The sequence below is a fragment of the Streptomyces resistomycificus genome (genome assembly GCF_001514265.1).
Taxonomy (GTDB): domain Bacteria; phylum Actinomycetota; class Actinomycetes; order Streptomycetales; family Streptomycetaceae; genus Streptomyces; species Streptomyces resistomycificus.
Genome location: NZ_KQ948999.1, coordinates 64,918 through 81,210, shown reverse-complemented (window position 1 = coordinate 81,210; position 16,293 = coordinate 64,918). Strand labels below are relative to the sequence as shown.

Genomic DNA, 16,293 nt, shown 5'->3' with positions numbered 1-16,293 from the left:
TGAGTGATAAAGGCCCGGGGGTCACCTCTTGCCCGGGGGCGTGTACTCCTTGAGGTAGTGGGCGACGCGGGCGGCGTACGTCCGGTACTCCGGGGGGACGCCGGCCGCGTCGTTCACCGTGTCGTACGACGTCCGGTACGCGGCCGCGATCAGTACCCGGCGGTCGCCCGGCAGCTCGGTGTCCAGGCGCGGGGCGATCCAGCAGAGGTAGCGGGCCATCGCGGGGATGGACTCGGCGGGCGGGAAGGGCGGTTCGGGCACGGTCTCGCCGGGGGTGCCGTCCTCGTGCATCCACCAGCGCAGCACCTTCGGGGTCCAGCGGGCGATGCCGTACTCGTCGTTCTCGGGGTCGGAGAGGGTCGGGTCGAAGTCGCTCTCGACCTTCAGCATGGCGGCGATCAGGGAGGCGGAGACGTCGCCCTGGTCGCAGTCGTCGGCCGACTCGACGATGAGCAGGCGGTAGGCGGGCGGGACGCCCCGGTCGGTCCGCAGTTCGCTCGCCCCGTACGAGGCGGCGGCGATGTTCGTGCCCCCGGTGCCGGTCCCGCTGCCGCCGTCGCCTGACGCCGTCTCGTCCGTCATCCGGGTGCTGATGCCGTACCCGAGTGCCGAGGTGAGGACGGCGGCGGACGACACCAGCAGGGCCAGCCGGGTGCGCGAGCGGCGGCGGCCGCGCCACGTGGACGGCAGGGGCAGCCGGGCCGGCCGGGTCGTGCCCGCCGCTGCCGCCACCCGCCGCAGCAGGGTCCGGGTGTCGATGCGGTCCGCGTGGGTGCGGGTCAGACACTCCCGCACGATCTCCCGCCAGCTGTCCGGCAGTTCGGGCGACAGGCGCAGCTCGTCGGTGCCCCGGGCGTAGGCGGCGGCCGCGTCGCGACGGGCCGTCGGGGTGCCGCCGGGCAGCGGGAAGGAGTCGGTCAGCAGCAGGTGCGCCAGCACGCCGAACGCCCACACGTCGGCCGACGGGCGGATCCGGCGGCCGCGTTCGCCGATCTCCGACCACAGGAGTTCCGGCGGGGTGTAGTCAGGGGTGGAGAACGCCGGCGTGTAGGCGTGGGTGCCCTCCAGCTCCGCGGCCATGTTGAAGTCGGCGAGCCGGGCCGAACCGTCCTCCATCAGGAGGACGTTGGCGGGTTTCAGGTCCCCGTGCACCCAGCCCGCCCCGTGCAGCTGGGCCAGCCCCTCGCAGATCTGCGCCAGCAGCGCGGGCCCGTCGGCCGGGCGGGGTGTGGCGCCGAGCAGCGCGGACAGGGAGCGTTCCGCCTTCTCCAGTACGAGGACGGTGGCGCCGTCGAGATGCGGGTGCCCGGGGTCGTCGACGGTGAGCGTGTCGTACATCCGGATCAGCCGGGGACGGCGCAGCCTGCGGTGCAACTCGACTTCCCGGTCGATCAGTTCCCGAAGGTGAGTCAGCTGGCGGGGGGTGCCCGTGCCGGTGGGCAGGAACTTCAAAGCGACCGTGCGCGGCAACTCCTCCGGGCCCCCCGGACCGCCCGTGCGCCGAGCCTCGTACACGCTTCCGAACGCCCCCGTCGCGATCGGCTCGCGCACCTCCCACACGCCGACCCGGTACCCCCGCGGCACCGTCACCGCGTAGGGCTCGGTCATCGCGTGCCCCGGGCGGCCGCTGCCGTCAGGGCGACCGGGTCGCCCTGACGGACCGGGGCGAGACGCGCGGCAAGGGACACCGGGGCCTCCTTCTCGCCGTTGCGGGGCCCGGCGTGCAGAGGGGCGTGGCGCGGCGCCCGCGCCTCGGTCGGCAGCGGGTCACCCGCGGAGGGCGGCGCGATCCGCGAGACCTCGGACCGGCCTCTGCCTCTGCCTCTAGGGGGTCTCGACTGTGTGCGGGTTCGCTCGTCCTCCGTGGTCGGCGGAGGTACCACGATGATGCTGTACAAGGTGCGTCTCCCCGTGCCTGACGGCTACAGGGGTCAGAGTAGGGCGACGCACCCGGGCCGTGTCCCCCTCTGACGGGTGAGACACGGCCCGGGGCGGTGAATGGCGCAAACGCTTCGTCGCGCGTCAGTGCTTGTGGACGACCATCGTGCTCGCCGCCTTGTCGTGCCAGCCCATCTGGCGGCCCGACTTGTCCCAGAACGGGGACAGGTACACGAGCAGCTGACCGATACCGCAGGCGAAGCTGCCGACGACCGGGATGATCCAGCGGATGAACGCGGAGCCCAGACCGGGCTTCTGGCCGGTGTCGGCCTTCGCCACGCGGATGCCGACGGCCATCTTGCCGAGGGTCGCGCCCGCCAGGCCGGTCATCAGCCACTCGTAGAGCAGGCCCGCGATCGCCAGGGCGCCGAACACCGCGCCCATGGAGGCCGCGATGCTGCCGCTGGCGTCGTTGATGCAGCTCTCGTAGTCGGCCGCGTTCGGGTCACAGTCCTGGGCCGCGCCGATCGAGCCGGCGATGCCCGCGAAGCTGAAGCCGATGTAGATGACGGAGAGGATCACCATGTCGATCAGGCGGGCGCCCAGCCGACGGCCCATCGAGGCGACCGCGGGACCGGACCCGCCCGGGTAACCCGGCTGCTGGGGGTAGCCCGGCGCCTGCGGATAGCCGTAACCCTGCTGCGGCGGGACACCCTGGGGCGCCTGCGGGTAGCCGTAGCCGGGGGGCTGCTGGCCCTGCTGGGGGTAGCCGTATCCGGGCTGCTGCGGCTGCTGAGGGTTCTGCGGCTGACCGTACGGGTTGTTGGGCGAGCCGAAACTCATGGTGGGTTCCTCCGTTGCACAACTGGGGACGATGCGGATTGCGCGGAGGAACGTCACGATCTGAGCGGTTTGCCCCCCGAACATCAACCGCGACACTGCGCCCGACATGCTTCTAGGAGAGGCAAGTTGTTGTCCAGCCGCATTCCGCAGGTGTTGTGCAAGTGCAACATCGCTGATCATGGCGGGATACGGGCGGACGGGCGCCGTGCTGTCCGGTGGGACCCGGATTGGAACCGGGACCGGGTCATCCGCGAGGATGGGGGTATGACCGCCCAGATTCTCGATGGCAAGGCCACCGCAGCCGCGATCAAGTCCGACCTGACCGCCCGCGTGGCGGCGCTGAAGGAGAAGGGCGTCACGCCCGGCCTCGGCACGATCCTCGTAGGGGAGGACCCTGGCAGCCAGAAGTACGTGGCCGGCAAGCACCGCGACTGCGCGCAGGTCGGCATCGCCTCCATCCAGCGCGAGCTGCCGGCCACCGCCACGCAGGACGAGATCGAGGCGGTCGTCCGCGAACTGAACGAGGACCCGGCCTGCACCGGCTACATCGTCCAGCTGCCGCTGCCCAAGGGCATCGACGAGAACCGGATCCTGGAGCTCATGGACCCGGACAAGGACGCCGACGGCCTGCACCCGATGAACCTCGGCCGCCTCGTCCTCAACGAGCCCGCCCCGCTGCCCTGCACCCCGAACGGCGTCCTGACCCTGCTGCGCCGGTACGGCGTCGAGATCAAGGGCGCCGAGGTGGTGGTCGTCGGCCGCGGCGTGACCATCGGCCGCCCGATGCCCCTGATGCTCACCCGGCGCAGCGAGAACGCGACCGTGACCCAGTGCCACACCGGCACGCGCGATCTGTCGGCCCACCTCAAGCGCGCGGACATCATCGTCGCCGCGGCCGGCTCCGCCCACCTGATCCGCGCCGAGGACGTGAAGCCGGGCGCCGCCGTCCTCGACGTCGGCGTCTCGCGCAGCGCCGAGGGCAAGATCGTGGGCGACGTCCACCCGGACGTCGCCGAGGTGGCCGCGTGGATCTCCCCGAACCCGGGCGGCGTGGGCCCGATGACCCGGGCCCAGCTGCTCGTCAACGTGGTCGAGGCGGCGGAGCGCGGTGTCGGCTGAGGACGGGTCCGGCAAGGCCGAGGACAGCGAGAACGCCGTGCACATCGAAACCGCCGAAGACAAGAGCGGCGACACCGGCGACAAGACCGGTGGCATCGAGGACATCGAGGTGCGGGACGCGGTCAGCGCGCCCGACGCCGAGGGGAAGCCGCGCCGGGCGACCCGCCGCTTCCCGCTGTTCACCCGGGACACCGCGCGCCCCGAGGGCGGCGGCCGGGCCGCGCCCCGGGACGCCCCGGCGCCCGCCCGGCAGTGGCCGATCCTCACCGTGCTGGTGATGGCCGGGCTCGGCCTGCTGCTGACCGCCTTCGACCTGTTCCGCGTCGGGACGCTCGTGATCGGCGCCGCGCTGCTGGTCGGCGGAGTGCTGCGCTGGCTGCTGCCGGACGTCGGCATGCTCGCGGTGCGCTCCCGCTTCACCGACATCGTCACCTACGGCGTGCTCGGCCTCGCGATCGTCCTGCTGGCGCTGATGGTGCAGCCGAGCCCCTGGCTGGTGGTCCCGTTCCTCAAGGACACGCTGCACCTCACGGTCAGCAGCTGACCGGTGCCCTTGCGACGGCGGCCCGTCCTCTCCCCCGAGCAAGGGCGGGCCGCCGCCGTGGACAACCCTCCTGCACGGTGAACGGCCTGTTCAATGGCTGTCCGCGCGCTGTGGCACGGAAGTGACCGTTCCGGCAACGTGTCCCCGCCTCGCGACAGTCGGGCCCCGCGCGGGAACCGGTCAGCCCTCCGACGTCGTCAGTCGCAGAGGACCGGGGTCCCGAGGGGAGGTGGCCGATGGGCGGCTGGCAGCCGTTGCCGGACGACCTGCCGCCGGAGGTGCGGCATTTCGTGGAACAGTTGCGGCTCCTGAAGGACCGCACCGGGCTCAGCCTGGTCGCACTGGGCGCCCGCACCGCCTACAGCAAGTCCTCCTGGCACCGCTATCTCAACGCCACCCAGCCCCCGCCCCGGCAGGCCGTGTCCGCCCTGTGCCGGATCGCGGACCTGGAGAGCGCGGACGCGGAACGCTTCGGTGTGCGCTGGGAGCTGGCGGTCCAGGCCTGGCCCCGCCCGGCGACGGTGCCCGCGCGGTCCGCCGGGAGCGACGCGGGCGGCGACGGGCGCGCCGGGGGTGGTGGGAGCGTCGGGAGCGCCGTGGGTGACGGGAGCGCGGGGAGCGACGGTTACGAGGACGATCCCACGCTGCCCTGGTGGGACACGCCACCCGAGGAGGACGGCCGTGGGCGGGGCGTGCACCTGCTGCTGACCGCCGTGCTGCTGCTTCTGCTCACGCTCCTGATCGGCGTCGTCGGCGCTGTTGTGTTCGGGTGACGCGAACACTTGTGTGACGGGCGGTATTTCCGGTGTGTCACACCTGTGTCGATGTATTGATACGTTCGCGGATTTGAGCCGAAGTCGTTCGACATCAGCGCTAGCGTGGCCCTTTCTGCCGACAGTCACTGGACCTCTGCCCGGTGGGCGTGCGACGGTGCATGCCCGCGGCCACCATGCACCTGTGCGCCCCCACCCCGGGAACTGAGATCCTGAGTGCGCGCATCCCTGTGGGTAGCCACACCGGGGACTCGGCAGAGGCACCACGTACGGGGAATCGCGCGGAACAACCAGCACTACCGGGGGGAAGAGGGGGGTAGCAATGCCTCGTTGGAGGGCCTTGCCCGACGAGCTCGATCCGCAGGTCAGAGAGTTCGCGAGCCAGCTGCGGCGGCTCGTGGACCGCAGCGGACTGAGCATCGCAGCCGTGGCCGACCGCACGGGCTACAGCAAGACGTCCTGGGACCGTTATCTCAACGGCCGGCTGCTCGCGCCCAAGGGTGCGATCGTCGCCCTGGCCGAGGTCACCGGCACCAATCCCATTCATCTGACGACGATGTGGGAGCTCGCCGAGCGTGCCTGGAGCCGCTCGGAGATGCGCCACGACATGACCATGGAGGCCATCCGGATCTCCCAGGCGCGGGCCGCTCTGGGCGAGTTCGGCGCGCCTCCGGCAGGCGCCAAGGGCAGCAGGACGGCCCGCAGGAGCGGCAGCGCCACGGCCACGCCCGGCATCGCCGGACCGGCCGGGGTGGCCCCGACGGTGCCGCCGCAGCCCACGGCGCCGGAGGTCCGGGACTCGACGGGCGGCGACGTACGGGAGGACCGCGCCCCGGGGACGTCCACGGGCGGGTCTCAGGGCGGATCTTCTGGGGGTGCGTCCAGCGAGTCATCGAGCACGTCGAGCGCCGCGGGTACCTCGGGCACGTCGAGTGGCTCGGGCAGCTCGGGCGTCAACTCGTGGGGGCTGGCGGGATATGAGCGGCCCGCTCCGTCCGGACGGCGTGGCCCCGGGACCGGTGCGGGGGCCCCGGCCGCCGCTTCGACCTCCGCCTCCGCCTCCGCCTCGGCCGGCGGGGCGGCGTGGAGCCCGAGCTCGCCGAGCCCGCACGACGAGCCCTCGGGGGGCCCCCGCCCGGTGGGCGGTTCCTCCGGCGGATCGGGCGGAAAGCGGCGGCTGACGATGTTCCTCGCGGGTGTCTTCGGCGTCCTGGTCGTGGTCGTGGCCGCGTACTTCCTCACCAACGCCGCGGGCGGCGACAAGAAGAACGACGCCGCCAACTCGCCCTCACCCTCCGCCACCACGAACCCCGACCTGCCGGCCGGAGTGAAGTGCAGCGGTGCCTCCTGCACCGGCAAGGACGCCGAGACGATGGGGTGCAGCGGCGACCTCGTGACCACCGCCAAGACCGCGACCGTCGGGACCGCCGTCGTCGAGGTCCGCTACAGCGAGACCTGCGGCGCCGCGTGGGGCCGCATCACCCAGGCCGCCCAGGGCGACGAGGTGCGGGTGACGGCGGGCAAGGCCAAGCAGACCGGGAGCATCACGGTGGCCGGGGACACCATCGCGTACACCCCGATGGTGGCGGTCAAGGACGCGGGAGAGGCGGCGGCCTGCGCGGTGCTGGCCGCAGGTCAGGAGGGGTGCACCGAGTAGCGGGAAAAGAATCCGGGGAAACACGCATGACCGCCTCGATCGCGGGCACGCGCACGTTACCCCCACGGGAGTCCGGATACCGGTACCCCCACAAGGCGGCCGCCTTCGTCCCCCCTCTCCCGGACGGGCGGCCGCCTCTTTTTGCGCGGGGACTACGCGGTGGAGGACTCTGTGGGCTGGGCCACACCGACCCGGACGTCCGACATCCCGGATGCGCGATAGCCTGACCGCTGGATCTCTTGACGCCAAGAGATCGATCAAACGTCCGGGGCAGGGACGCCCCACCGCCAGCTGTCATACGGAGAACGCCATGACCCGCACTCCCGTGAACGTCACCGTCACCGGCGCGGCCGGCCAGATCGGTTACGCCCTGCTCTTCCGCATCGCCTCCGGCCAGCTGCTCGGCGCGGACGTGCCGGTCAAGCTCCGCCTCCTGGAGATCACCCCGGCGCTCAAGGCCGCCGAGGGCACGGCCATGGAACTGGACGACTGCGCGTTCCCGCTGCTCCAGGGCATCGACATCAGCGACGACCCGAACGTCGCCTTCGCCGGCGCCAACGTCGCCCTCCTGGTGGGCGCCCGTCCGCGCACCAAGGGCATGGAGCGCGGTGACCTCCTGGAGGCCAACGGCGGTATCTTCAAGCCGCAGGGCAAGGCCATCAACGACAACGCCGCGGACGACATCAAGGTCCTCGTCGTCGGCAACCCGGCCAACACCAACGCCCTGATCGCCCAGGCCGCCGCCCCGGACGTACCGGCCGAGCGCTTCACCGCGATGACCCGCCTGGACCACAACCGCGCGCTGACCCAGCTCGCGAAGAAGACGGGTTCCACGGTCGCCGACATCAAGCGCCTGACCATCTGGGGCAACCACTCCGCCACCCAGTACCCCGACATCTTCCACGCCACCGTCGGCGGCAAGAACGCCGCCGAGGTCGTGAGCGACGAGAAGTGGCTGGCCGAGGACTTCATCCCGACCGTCGCCAAGCGCGGTGCCGCGATCATCGAGGCCCGTGGCGCCTCGTCGGCCGCCTCCGCCGCCAACGCCGCGATCGACCACGTGCACACCTGGGTCAACGGCACCGCCGAGGGCGACTGGACCTCCATGGGCATCCCGTCGGACGGCTCCTACGGCGTTCCGGAGGGCCTGATCTCCTCCTTCCCGGTCACCACCAAGGACGGCAGGTACGAGATCGTCCAGGGCCTGGACATCAACGAGTTCTCCCGCGCCCGCATCGACGCCTCCGTGCAGGAGCTGGCGGAGGAGCGCGAGGCCGTCCGCGGTCTCGGCCTGATCTGAGGCTGCCGCACGGCTGTCTCGCCGCGCCTGTCTTCGCGGCGGCTGTCTTCGCGACGGCTCTGTCACGACCCCGCACGGGCTCTGTTCCGGTTCCGACCGGAACAGGGCCCGTGCCCCTTTCCGCCACTACCGTCGGAATGTCACCGGGCGTTGGTGTTTCGGGGGGTCGTGATGAGCGGCGGAGGGTACGGCTACAGCTCCGGATCGGGAGCGGAACACGAGCCGAGCGAGGAGAGAGGCCAGGCGCCCTGGGCGTCGGCTCCGACGCGGACGACTCCGGTGTACGGGCCCGCTCACGTGCCCAGTCCCGTGCCCGCTCACGGGCCCACTCCCGTACCCGCTCCCGTACCCGCTCCCCTCCCGCGCCACGGCCTGCGGCGTCTGCTGGTCGCCTTCCTCGTCGCGGTCGTGGTGGGCGTGGCGGTCGGCGCCGGCGTCTGGTTCCTGATCCACGACACCTCCGCCCGGACCGCCGCCGATCCCGCGGTGGGCATCACCCTCGCCCCGATCACACCTCAGTCACCGGCCCTGGGCTACCGCCGTGCCGAGGACCCCGTCGGCTACTCCGTCGACATCCCCGAGGGCTGGATCCGCACGCAGAAGCAGGGCCGCCTCGCACCGGTGGTCTCCTACGACGCCCCGGCCGACGGACGCCGGCTGCAGATCTTCCGGCTCGCGGAGGACACCCCGGCCGAGTCCCTCGACCTCGCCGAGAACCACCCCGGCTACGGCTTCGCCGCCCAGCCCGGCTACCGGCCCCTCGACCGGGCCTTCGGCACCGCCTGGTCCGAACTCACCTACCGCTACGACGACCCGGCCACCGGTCCCCGCCGGGTCGTCGACCACCGGTTCGAGTCGGCCGGCGGCACCCTGTACGCGATCCGTTCCAGCGGACCCGAGACCCTGACCGCCGCCGCGGTGCGCGAGCCGCTCACCCGGGCGGTGGGCTCCTTCTGCCCGACGGGGAAGAAGTGCGGGTGAGCGCTATGCGAGGCGCTTCTCGAACCAGTGCGCGGCGTACACGTTGTCGTCGTAGCGGGGGATCTCCCGGTATCCGCACGCCCGGTACATCGCCTGCGCCTCGGTGAGTGACGCGTGCGTGTCCAGGCGTACGACGGCGAAACCGCGCGCGGTCGCCTCCCCCTCCAGTGCCGCGAGCAGGCGTCGGGCCAGGCCCAGGCGGCGGGCGTCCGGGTGCACCCACACATGCCGGATCTCGCCCACGCCGGGCTCCAGCCGGCGCAGCGCCCCGCAGCCCACCGGGCGGTTCTCCTCGTACGCGACGAAGAAGTCGCCGGCGTCGCCGGACACCTCCTCGGGCCGTACGAGAGCGGACTCGTCGAAGCCCTCGGGGAAGCGGGCGTCGATGTCGGCGGCGTACGCCCGCAGGCAGGCGCGGGCGTCCGGGGAGGCACCGGGAAGGCGGGTGACGGTGATGGCGGCCAGCCGCAGCAGGCGCTGCGCGGTGGCCAGCGCTCCGGTCAGCTCGGTGCGCTGGTCCGGGGCGAGCCCTTCGAGCAGGCCGGAGGCGAGGGCGCCGGCCCGGCGGTTCTGTTCCCTGACCTCGGCCCGTCCGGCGGCGGTCAGCTCCACCCGGCGCAGCCGGTTGTCGTCGGGGTGCACGCTCGAGCGGACCAGGCCCTGCGCCTGAAGGGCCTTCGCCATCCGGCTGAGGTACCCGGCGTCCAGGCCGAGGCGCGTCCTGAGCTCGCGCAGGGAGGCGCCGGACGCGCTCTCGTCGATCTCGAAGAGCAGCCGGGCCTCGCCGAGCGGGCGGTCCTGGCCGAGGTAGTGGTCGTCCAGGACGCCGATGCGGCGCGTGAAGTAGCGGTTGAAGTGACGCAGGGCCGTCACGTCTTCCGCCGACACTGGTTCCGTCGCCACTGGCTCCATAGTTCTTTGACTTTAGTCAAAGAACAGAGGGAGGTCCATGGCCCGGGGCCGGATGAGCGCGCGTACCCGGCGTCACATTCCGGTTCCGCTCGTCCCACCCGTCGCTCTATGCTGATGGTTTGTCAACAGCAGTGTGAACATGGGTTTTTCCACGCATCGGGGGAGTGGCGTGAGTACCGCATTCGTGCCTCGGCAACCACAGCAGACACCCGCCGGCACACCGCCGGCCGAACCACCGCCCACCGCGCCGCACGCCAGCGAGGCGACCCGGCTGCTGTGTGCGGGCACCTATCTCGACTCCGGTTACCGCGACAAGGTCATCGAGGAGCTGCATCTCAACGAGCAGCGGATCGTGGCCCCTTCGTTCGGCTTCGACGCGGCCCGCGTCCTGGCGCACGCCCTGCGGGCCCGTCGCCTGGAACTGACCTGGGCCGGGGCGATCCTCGGGCTCTGGGTCGTCGGCGCGGTCCTGACCCAGGGCGTGCTGGCCCTGTTCATCGTGCCCAGCCTGTACCTCGCGGTCGCCAGATGGATCAGGGGCCGAGGCGAACAGCCGCTGTACCGGCGGGTGCCCGCCTTCCTGGTCCGCTGGTACGGCCGCGTCATCTTCGCGTTCCTGCTGGTCGTCACCGTGATCGCGGCGTTCGGCGGCGGGGACGAGGAGGACGTGTACGGCTCGTCCTACGACTCCTACGGCTCGTCCGGCCTGTACGGAGACGGGTTCTCCGACTCGCCGAGCCTCTCCGACTGGCTGGTCCTCGGCTTCGACGACCTGGGCAGCCTGATCGAGCCCTGGCAGGCCTGGGCCACGCTCTTCCTGTTCGTCCTGATCGCGCTCTGCATCGCCGCGCAGCGGGGGCAGTTCGCCCGGGTGATGGCCGCGGAACTGTCTCCGCAGCGCTTCCCGGACGCCGCGGGCGACCCCGCCGAACGGGCCGAGGGGCAGCGGTTCCAGCGGCTGAAGGAGCGCGTCCGGCTCGAGCAGCACGCTCCGTTGATCATGTACCACGAGGGGCGGCCGTTCTGCGGCGCGGGCGCGGCCTACGAGACCTGGGTCCTCGCCGTCGAGCTGCGCCCCGACGAGATGAAGAAGCAGCAGCCGCTCGGCAACCGCATCGTCCTGGAGAAGATCCGGCCGCTGCTCGAACAGCTGCGGCTGCCCGCGGAGTACGCCGGGAACCTGGGGCGCGACCGACTGCGCCGGCTGGAGATCGACGAGTGCGTGTTCCTGCCCGCCGAAGGGCTGCGCCGCCGGGAGGAGGCCCCCTACACCCCGCACGCCTTCGAGGAGCACCGGGCGCGCGCGGTCGAGGAGGGCGCCGAGAAGCGCCGGCACTTCCTGCGCATCCGCGTCGGCGGCTGGGAGGAGGAACTGGTCGTCACCGTCTTCGTGCGCATCCACACCCAGGGCCGCATGCTCACGCTGGAGGTCGCGCCGCACGTGCTGACGCCGGTGCGCGAGGACTTCAAGAACGCCGACCGCACCGCACACCGGTTCCGCCACAACAGCCCGCTGGGCAAGGCGGCCTGGGCGGTGGTGCGGGTCCCCGGCTCGGCGGTCGGTTCCCTGGTCCCCCTCGGCAAGGGGGTGGGGTACGTCTGGCGGCTGCTGACCGGCGGATACGCGGGCGCGCTGCCCGACGGGCCGGCCGTGTCGGTGCGGGAGCTGGGCTCGGTGGCGGTCGGGTCCCTGTTCCAGGAGATGGACGTCTCCCGGTACCTCAAGAGCGTCCAGGACCGCGTCGCCAACGGGGTGCGGGCCGCGCTCGCCGAATCCGGTTACCAGACCGGCGAGTTCGTCCAGAAGATCGTGAACATCAGCAAGGGCGGCGTGAACATCGACCGGGTCGACAGCAGCACCTTCGCGGTCGGCAGCCACGCGACCGCGTCCTCCACGACCACCACCGGCGGCGCCTCGCCGCAGAAGGGAAACCCCACCGATGGCAACGGATGAACCGAAGGTCAGCATCACCGGTGGCGTCTCGCACAGCACCTTCGCCATCGGCAGCCACGCGCACGCCGAGAGCCACCACGGCACGGCGACACAGCGCGACCAGGCCGCCGAGGAACTCCTGAAGGCGGTACGCGAGTTGCGCGCCGACCTGACCCGGGTGCGGGCCAGCGAGGAGACGGCGACCCTGGACGAGGCGCTGGCCGAGACGGAGGAGGAGATCACCCGTACCGGCCAGGCCGCCCCCTCCCGCCTCGACCGGCTCCGCCAGTTGCTCACCGACTCCCAGGCCCTGGTGGGCCTGATCGCGTCCGCCGGGGCCGTCGCCGGTCTGCTGGGGCTGTGAGAGGGGCGACATGAGCGACAGCGGGGGAACGCGGTACTGGAACGAGGAAACCCAGCGCTGGGAGGACGACGACGGAACCCGGTCCACCCCCGCCCCGACGACACCACCGCCGCCGTCCCGACCGGGGTTCACCCCGACGTGGCCCGCGGCCGCGGGAACGTCTGCAGCGGGAACGTCTGCAGCGGGAACGTCTGCAGCGGGAACGTCGGCAGCGGGGGAGCCGGAGGCAGGAGGAGCGGGTGGCTCGGGTACCGGGGCGCCGGACGCCTCCGGTGCGGCTGCCGCGGCGCCGGAGCCGGGGCCTGGGCCGGAGCCGGGGCCCGCACCGACCGCAGGCGCGTCGGGCGAACCGGCCGACGCGGGTCCGGTCGCGGCCACGGCTGAGCCCGGTCCTCCGGGGCCCTCGGACTGGCCGGGTGGTGCCGGCGGGCCGGGAGGATGGCATGGGCCGCGGGGCGTGGGTTCCGCGGGTGACGGTGGAGCCGCGGCATGGTCCGCGGCGGAGGTGGCCGTCGGCGGGGCGGCCCCGGCCGACCACGGGGCCGGTGGTGACCAGGGGGTGTGGCCGGCGGCCCCGTGGCCGGGTGCGTCCTGGCCGCCCGCCGACCAGCCCGCCCAGCCCGCGCCCGCCCGGGGGATGAGCCGGCGGGTCGTATGGTCCGTGTTGGTCGCCGCCGCCGTCGTCGGCGTCGTGGTGAGTCTGGTCCTGACCCTGGTGGTCGGTTCCGGGGACGACGGGCCCGCGGCCGCGGCGAGCGCGTCTCCGCCGACGTCGGACGCCGGGGTCTCGCAGCAGGGCGACCCCGACACCTCTCCGCCGCCGACAGCCACGCCGACCGGGACGCCCTCGCCGACCGGGCCCGAACTCCCCGCCGGATACGAGGAGTACGAGGACGCCGAGGGCTTCCGGATCGCGATACCGAAGGGGTGGTCGCGCACGACCGTGCCCTCGCAGTACGGCATCGCCGTCGTCAACTACCGCAGCGCGGACGACGAACGCCGGCTGCAGGTCTACCAGGTGTCGGAGGAGTCGCCGGACGCGTCCTTCGACCTGTACCTGTCGGAGGAGACCGCCAAGCCGGACGGCTTCGAGAAGCTCTCCCTGCAGAACCTGGACGACGGCGAGTACACGGGCACCCGCCTGGAGTACCTCGCCGACACCATCAAGGGCGAGCCGGACGTCGGTCGCTGGCACGTCTACGACGAGCGCTTCGTGGCCTCGGACGGCAGCATCTACGCCATCGCCGCGTACGGCCCGGACGCGGACGGCCGCGACGACGAACTGGAGCTGCTCACCACGGCGTTGGAGGGGTTCTGCCCGCCCTACGCCTGCGAACCGGCCTCCGTGGACTGACGCGACGGCCTGACGTCGGTGTCTGTCGGTGGGCTGACCCGGGCGTTCACACGCTCTCCAGCTCCTCCCGCAGCTTCCCGACCTCCACCGAGTCCTCGGCCGGGGGTGTCTTCGTCGGCACCGGCTTGTCGTAGTCCGTGAAGGCCAGCGTCATGTCGGTCCCGGCGCCCTTCTGCGTGGCCGACACCAGCCGGTGCGGCGCGTCGGACGTCACGTACAGGGTCGTCCGCATGCCGTCCTCGCTGCCCTTGAGCGGGATGACCCTGGTGTCGTCGACCGTCGTCTCCTCGCCCTTGGTCAGCGGGGTGTCGCCGGAGGGGCCGGCTGTGTCGACGTCCTTCTGGAAGGCGGTGAGGTCGCAGATGTCGGCCATGCCCTTGAGCATGGCGTCGTCGGTGGAGCCGTGGATGTAGCGGTTCCCGAACAGCTTGGCCACCGCGTCGCCCTCGCTCCCGGGTACCTGCGCCTTCCAGAACGCGGTGTCCGGTTTCATCCACACCTCGTCGCCCTGCTTGACGATCTCGACGCTGCCGCCGTCCGAACCCATCCGCATCGTGCCGACGCAGTCGCCGGCCTGGTCGAGGGAGAGATCCATCGAGGTGGGCTGCGTCCCGCTGGTCCTCGCGTCCGCGCCGCGGTCCGTCAGCTTCAGATGGACGGACTCGACGTCGAGGAGGTGGTCCTTCGCCTGCGTCGCCAGCTCCCGGGCGCTCAGATCGTCGGCGTCGCCCGCCGCGGCCGGGGCGGACGAGAGGAGCAGGGCCGCGCCCGCCGCCGCGCAGACCCACGCTTTCGAGGCCATGGCGTCACCTCCGTGGTGCGCATCACCCTCAGCGTACGATTCGCCCCATTTGCCCGCATGTCCAGTGACCCAGCGCACTTTCGGCCATGGATTGCGCATGCAATCGAAAGACGGGGGCATGTGCTCACGGTCTCGATGAGTGACATTCGTGTGACTCAGCGGCACTGAACAGGAACGGAAGGCAATCCCGATCATGGCGGACACAGCAGAACTCCAGGCGCGGAAGACCATCCACGTGGACGGCGAGTGGCGCGAAGCCGCCTCCGGTGCCACGCGCGAGATCCTCGACCCCGCGGACGCCCGGCCGTTCGTCCTGGTCGCGGAGGGTGACGAGAAGGACACCGACCTCGCGATCGAGGCCGCGCGCCGAGCATTCGACCAGGGCGACTGGCCCCACACCCCCGTCGCCGAGCGCGCCGCACTGCTGCGCCGCGTCGCCGATCTCCTCGTACGCGACCGCGAAGAGCTCGGTCTGCTGGAGAGCCGGGACGCGGGCAAGACCGTGGAGGAGGGCCGCGTCGACATCGACTGTGTCGCCGACGCCTTCCGGTACTTCGCCGACCTCGTCGCGGGAGAGGCCCCGGGTCGCGTCGTCGACGCGGGCTCGCCCGAGATCCACAGTGTCGTCGTGCACGAGCCCATCGGCGTGTGCGCGCTGATCACGCCGTGGAACTACCCGCTGCTCCAGGCCAGTTGGAAGATCGCCCCGGCCCTCGCGGCCGGCAACACCTTCGTGGTCAAGCCGAGCGAGATCACCCCGATGACGACGGTCGCCCTGATCGACCTGCTGGCCGAGGCGGGGCTCCCAGCGGGCGTCGCGAACATCGTCACCGGCCCCGGCCACACGGTCGGCGCCCGGCTCGCCGAGCACCCGGACGTCGACCTCGTCTCCTTCACCGGCGGCCTGGTCAGCGGAACCAAGGTCGCCCAGGCCGCCGCCCCGAGCGTCAAGAAGGTCGCCCTCGAACTCGGCGGCAAGAACCCCAACGTCGTCTTCGCCGACGCCTGCGCCACCGACGAGGCCTTCGACACCGCCGTCGACCAGGCGCTCAACGCGGCCTTCATCCACAGCGGCCAGGTCTGCTCGGCGGGCGGCCGCCTCATCGTCGAGGAGAGCGTCCGGGACCGTTTCGTCGCCGAACTCGCCCGCCGGGCCGGGAGGATCCGCCTCGGGCGCGGCACGGAGGACGGCGTCGAGTGCGGACCGCTCGTCTCCGAGCAGCAGCGCGCCAAGGTCGAGGCGTACGTCGACTCCGCGCTCAAGGAGGGGGCGGTACTGCGCTCCGGCGGCAAGCGTCCCGAGCCGTCGCCGCAGCGTCCCGAGGGCGGCTACTTCTACGAGCCGACCGTCCTCGACCGCTGCCACCGCGAGATGAAGGTCGTACGGGAGGAGGTCTTCGGACCCGTTCTCACCGTGGAGACCTTCCGTACGGAGGACGAGGCGGTCGCCCTCGCCAACGACACGGAGTACGGCCTCGCGGGCGCCGTCTGGACCGCCGACGCCGGCCGGGCCCGCAGGGTCGCGGGCCGTCTGCGCCACGGCACGATCTGGATCAACGACTTCCACCCCTACCTCCCGCAGGCGGAGTGGGGCGGCTTCGGCAAGAGCGGAGTGGGCCGCGAACTCGGCCCCGCCGGTCTCGCCGAGTACCGCGAGACCAAGCACATCTACCAGAACCTCGCGCCGAAGCCGGTCCGCTGGTTCGCCGGCTGACCCCGACCCGCCCACGGCACAGCGCGCGAAGCGCACGCCTAGAGGCACCGCACCCCCCAGACGACTCGCACGACCTCACGACTTCGCACCACCAGGTACCACCGCACCACCAGGTACCG

General features: G+C 72.1%; 14 protein-coding genes. 10 read left to right on the top strand and 4 right to left on the bottom strand.

The genetic code is table 11. The features are described 5' to 3' along the window. Positions 1–21 precede the first annotated feature (21 nt). On the bottom strand, positions 22–1,608 hold the full coding sequence (locus AQJ84_RS30725; protein ID WP_030043197.1) for a serine/threonine protein kinase: 1,587 nt from the start codon (positions 1,606–1,608) through the stop codon (positions 22–24). A 414-nt stretch (positions 1,609–2,022) separates the two neighbouring features. After that, positions 2,023–2,721 carry an RDD family protein gene (locus tag AQJ84_RS30720; protein WP_030043198.1) on the bottom strand — a complete coding sequence of 233 codons (699 nt, stop codon included), beginning with the start codon at positions 2,719–2,721 and terminating at the stop codon, positions 2,023–2,025. A gap of 264 nt (positions 2,722–2,985) precedes the next feature. Between AQJ84_RS30720 and AQJ84_RS30715 the strand changes: the two genes are divergently transcribed. From AQJ84_RS30715 to AQJ84_RS30690, 6 genes are all read left to right on the top strand, one after another. Next, the gene (locus AQJ84_RS30715) at positions 2,986–3,840 is read left to right on the top strand and encodes a bifunctional methylenetetrahydrofolate dehydrogenase/methenyltetrahydrofolate cyclohydrolase (RefSeq protein ID WP_030043199.1); all 855 of its coding nucleotides are present in this window, start codon (positions 2,986–2,988) and stop codon (positions 3,838–3,840) included. A 94-nt stretch (positions 3,841–3,934) separates the two neighbouring features. After that, a complete protein-coding gene (locus AQJ84_RS30710; protein WP_030043200.1) occupies positions 3,935–4,384 on the top strand; it encodes a DUF3017 domain-containing protein in 450 nt (149 codons plus the stop codon). 236 nt (positions 4,385–4,620) lie between these two features. Continuing rightward, entirely contained in the window at positions 4,621–5,157 is a 537-nt protein-coding gene (locus tag AQJ84_RS30705) for a helix-turn-helix domain-containing protein (protein WP_030043201.1), read from the top strand. Positions 5,158–5,497: 340 nt separating this feature from the next. Beyond that, complete coding sequence (locus tag AQJ84_RS30700; RefSeq protein WP_107082735.1) at positions 5,498–6,814, top strand: helix-turn-helix domain-containing protein; 1,317 nt, start codon at positions 5,498–5,500, stop codon at positions 6,812–6,814. Between the two features lie 310 nt (positions 6,815–7,124). After that, complete coding sequence (locus AQJ84_RS30695) at positions 7,125–8,114, top strand: malate dehydrogenase (RefSeq protein ID WP_030043202.1); 990 nt, start codon at positions 7,125–7,127, stop codon at positions 8,112–8,114. A gap of 309 nt (positions 8,115–8,423) precedes the next feature. Next, positions 8,424–9,095 (top strand): hypothetical protein, encoded by a 672-nt coding sequence (locus AQJ84_RS30690; protein ID WP_225877376.1) that lies wholly within the window; start codon positions 8,424–8,426, stop codon positions 9,093–9,095. A gap of 3 nt (positions 9,096–9,098) precedes the next feature. Here AQJ84_RS30690 and AQJ84_RS30685 read toward each other — a convergent pair whose 3' ends face one another. Beyond that, complete coding sequence (locus AQJ84_RS30685) at positions 9,099–10,007, bottom strand: bifunctional helix-turn-helix transcriptional regulator/GNAT family N-acetyltransferase (protein WP_053191809.1); 909 nt, start codon at positions 10,005–10,007, stop codon at positions 9,099–9,101. A 169-nt stretch (positions 10,008–10,176) separates the two neighbouring features. On the opposite strand from AQJ84_RS30685, the gene AQJ84_RS30680 reads away from it, so the two are divergent. The 3 genes from AQJ84_RS30680 (at position 10,177) to AQJ84_RS30670 (ending at position 13,658) form a co-directional block, all read left to right on the top strand. After that, the gene (locus AQJ84_RS30680) at positions 10,177–11,961 is read left to right on the top strand and encodes a hypothetical protein (RefSeq protein WP_053191807.1); all 1,785 of its coding nucleotides are present in this window, start codon (positions 10,177–10,179) and stop codon (positions 11,959–11,961) included. After that, positions 11,948–12,304: a hypothetical protein gene (locus tag AQJ84_RS30675; RefSeq protein ID WP_053191805.1), complete on the top strand. Its 357-nt coding sequence runs from the start codon at positions 11,948–11,950 to the stop codon at positions 12,302–12,304. Before AQJ84_RS30680 ends, AQJ84_RS30675 begins: the two co-directional genes overlap by 14 nt. A 457-nt stretch (positions 12,305–12,761) precedes the next feature. Beyond that, the gene (locus AQJ84_RS30670; protein ID WP_225889190.1) at positions 12,762–13,658 is read left to right on the top strand and encodes a hypothetical protein; all 897 of its coding nucleotides are present in this window, start codon (positions 12,762–12,764) and stop codon (positions 13,656–13,658) included. Positions 13,659–13,704: 46 nt separating this feature from the next. Here the strand turns inward: AQJ84_RS30670 and AQJ84_RS30665 are convergent, their stop codons facing one another. Then, positions 13,705–14,460, bottom strand: a complete 756-nt coding sequence (locus tag AQJ84_RS30665; protein WP_030043211.1) for a LolA-like protein — start codon at positions 14,458–14,460, stop codon at positions 13,705–13,707. Positions 14,461–14,653: 193 nt separating this feature from the next. Between AQJ84_RS30665 and AQJ84_RS30660 the strand changes: the two genes are divergently transcribed. Then, on the top strand, positions 14,654–16,174 hold the full coding sequence (locus tag AQJ84_RS30660; protein WP_053191803.1) for an aldehyde dehydrogenase family protein: 1,521 nt from the start codon (positions 14,654–14,656) through the stop codon (positions 16,172–16,174). The last annotated feature ends 119 nt before the right edge of the window (positions 16,175–16,293 follow it).

Coding starts and splice junctions, on each gene's coding strand:
- AQJ84_RS30725 (WP_030043197.1), bottom strand. CDS start 1,608: ATGACCGAGCCCTACGCGGTGACGGTGCCGCGGGGGTACCGGGTCGGC.
- AQJ84_RS30715 (WP_030043199.1), top strand. CDS start 2,986: ATGACCGCCCAGATTCTCGATGGCAAGGCCACCGCAGCCGCGATCAAG.
- AQJ84_RS30720 (WP_030043198.1), bottom strand. CDS start 2,721: ATGAGTTTCGGCTCGCCCAACAACCCGTACGGTCAGCCGCAGAACCCT.
- AQJ84_RS30685 (WP_053191809.1), bottom strand. CDS start 10,007: ATGGAGCCAGTGGCGACGGAACCAGTGTCGGCGGAAGACGTGACGGCC.
- AQJ84_RS30695 (WP_030043202.1), top strand. CDS start 7,125: ATGACCCGCACTCCCGTGAACGTCACCGTCACCGGCGCGGCCGGCCAG.
- AQJ84_RS30705 (WP_030043201.1), top strand. CDS start 4,621: ATGGGCGGCTGGCAGCCGTTGCCGGACGACCTGCCGCCGGAGGTGCGG.
- AQJ84_RS30660 (WP_053191803.1), top strand. CDS start 14,654: ATGGCGGACACAGCAGAACTCCAGGCGCGGAAGACCATCCACGTGGAC.
- AQJ84_RS30675 (WP_053191805.1), top strand. CDS start 11,948: ATGGCAACGGATGAACCGAAGGTCAGCATCACCGGTGGCGTCTCGCAC.
- AQJ84_RS30665 (WP_030043211.1), bottom strand. CDS start 14,460: ATGGCCTCGAAAGCGTGGGTCTGCGCGGCGGCGGGCGCGGCCCTGCTC.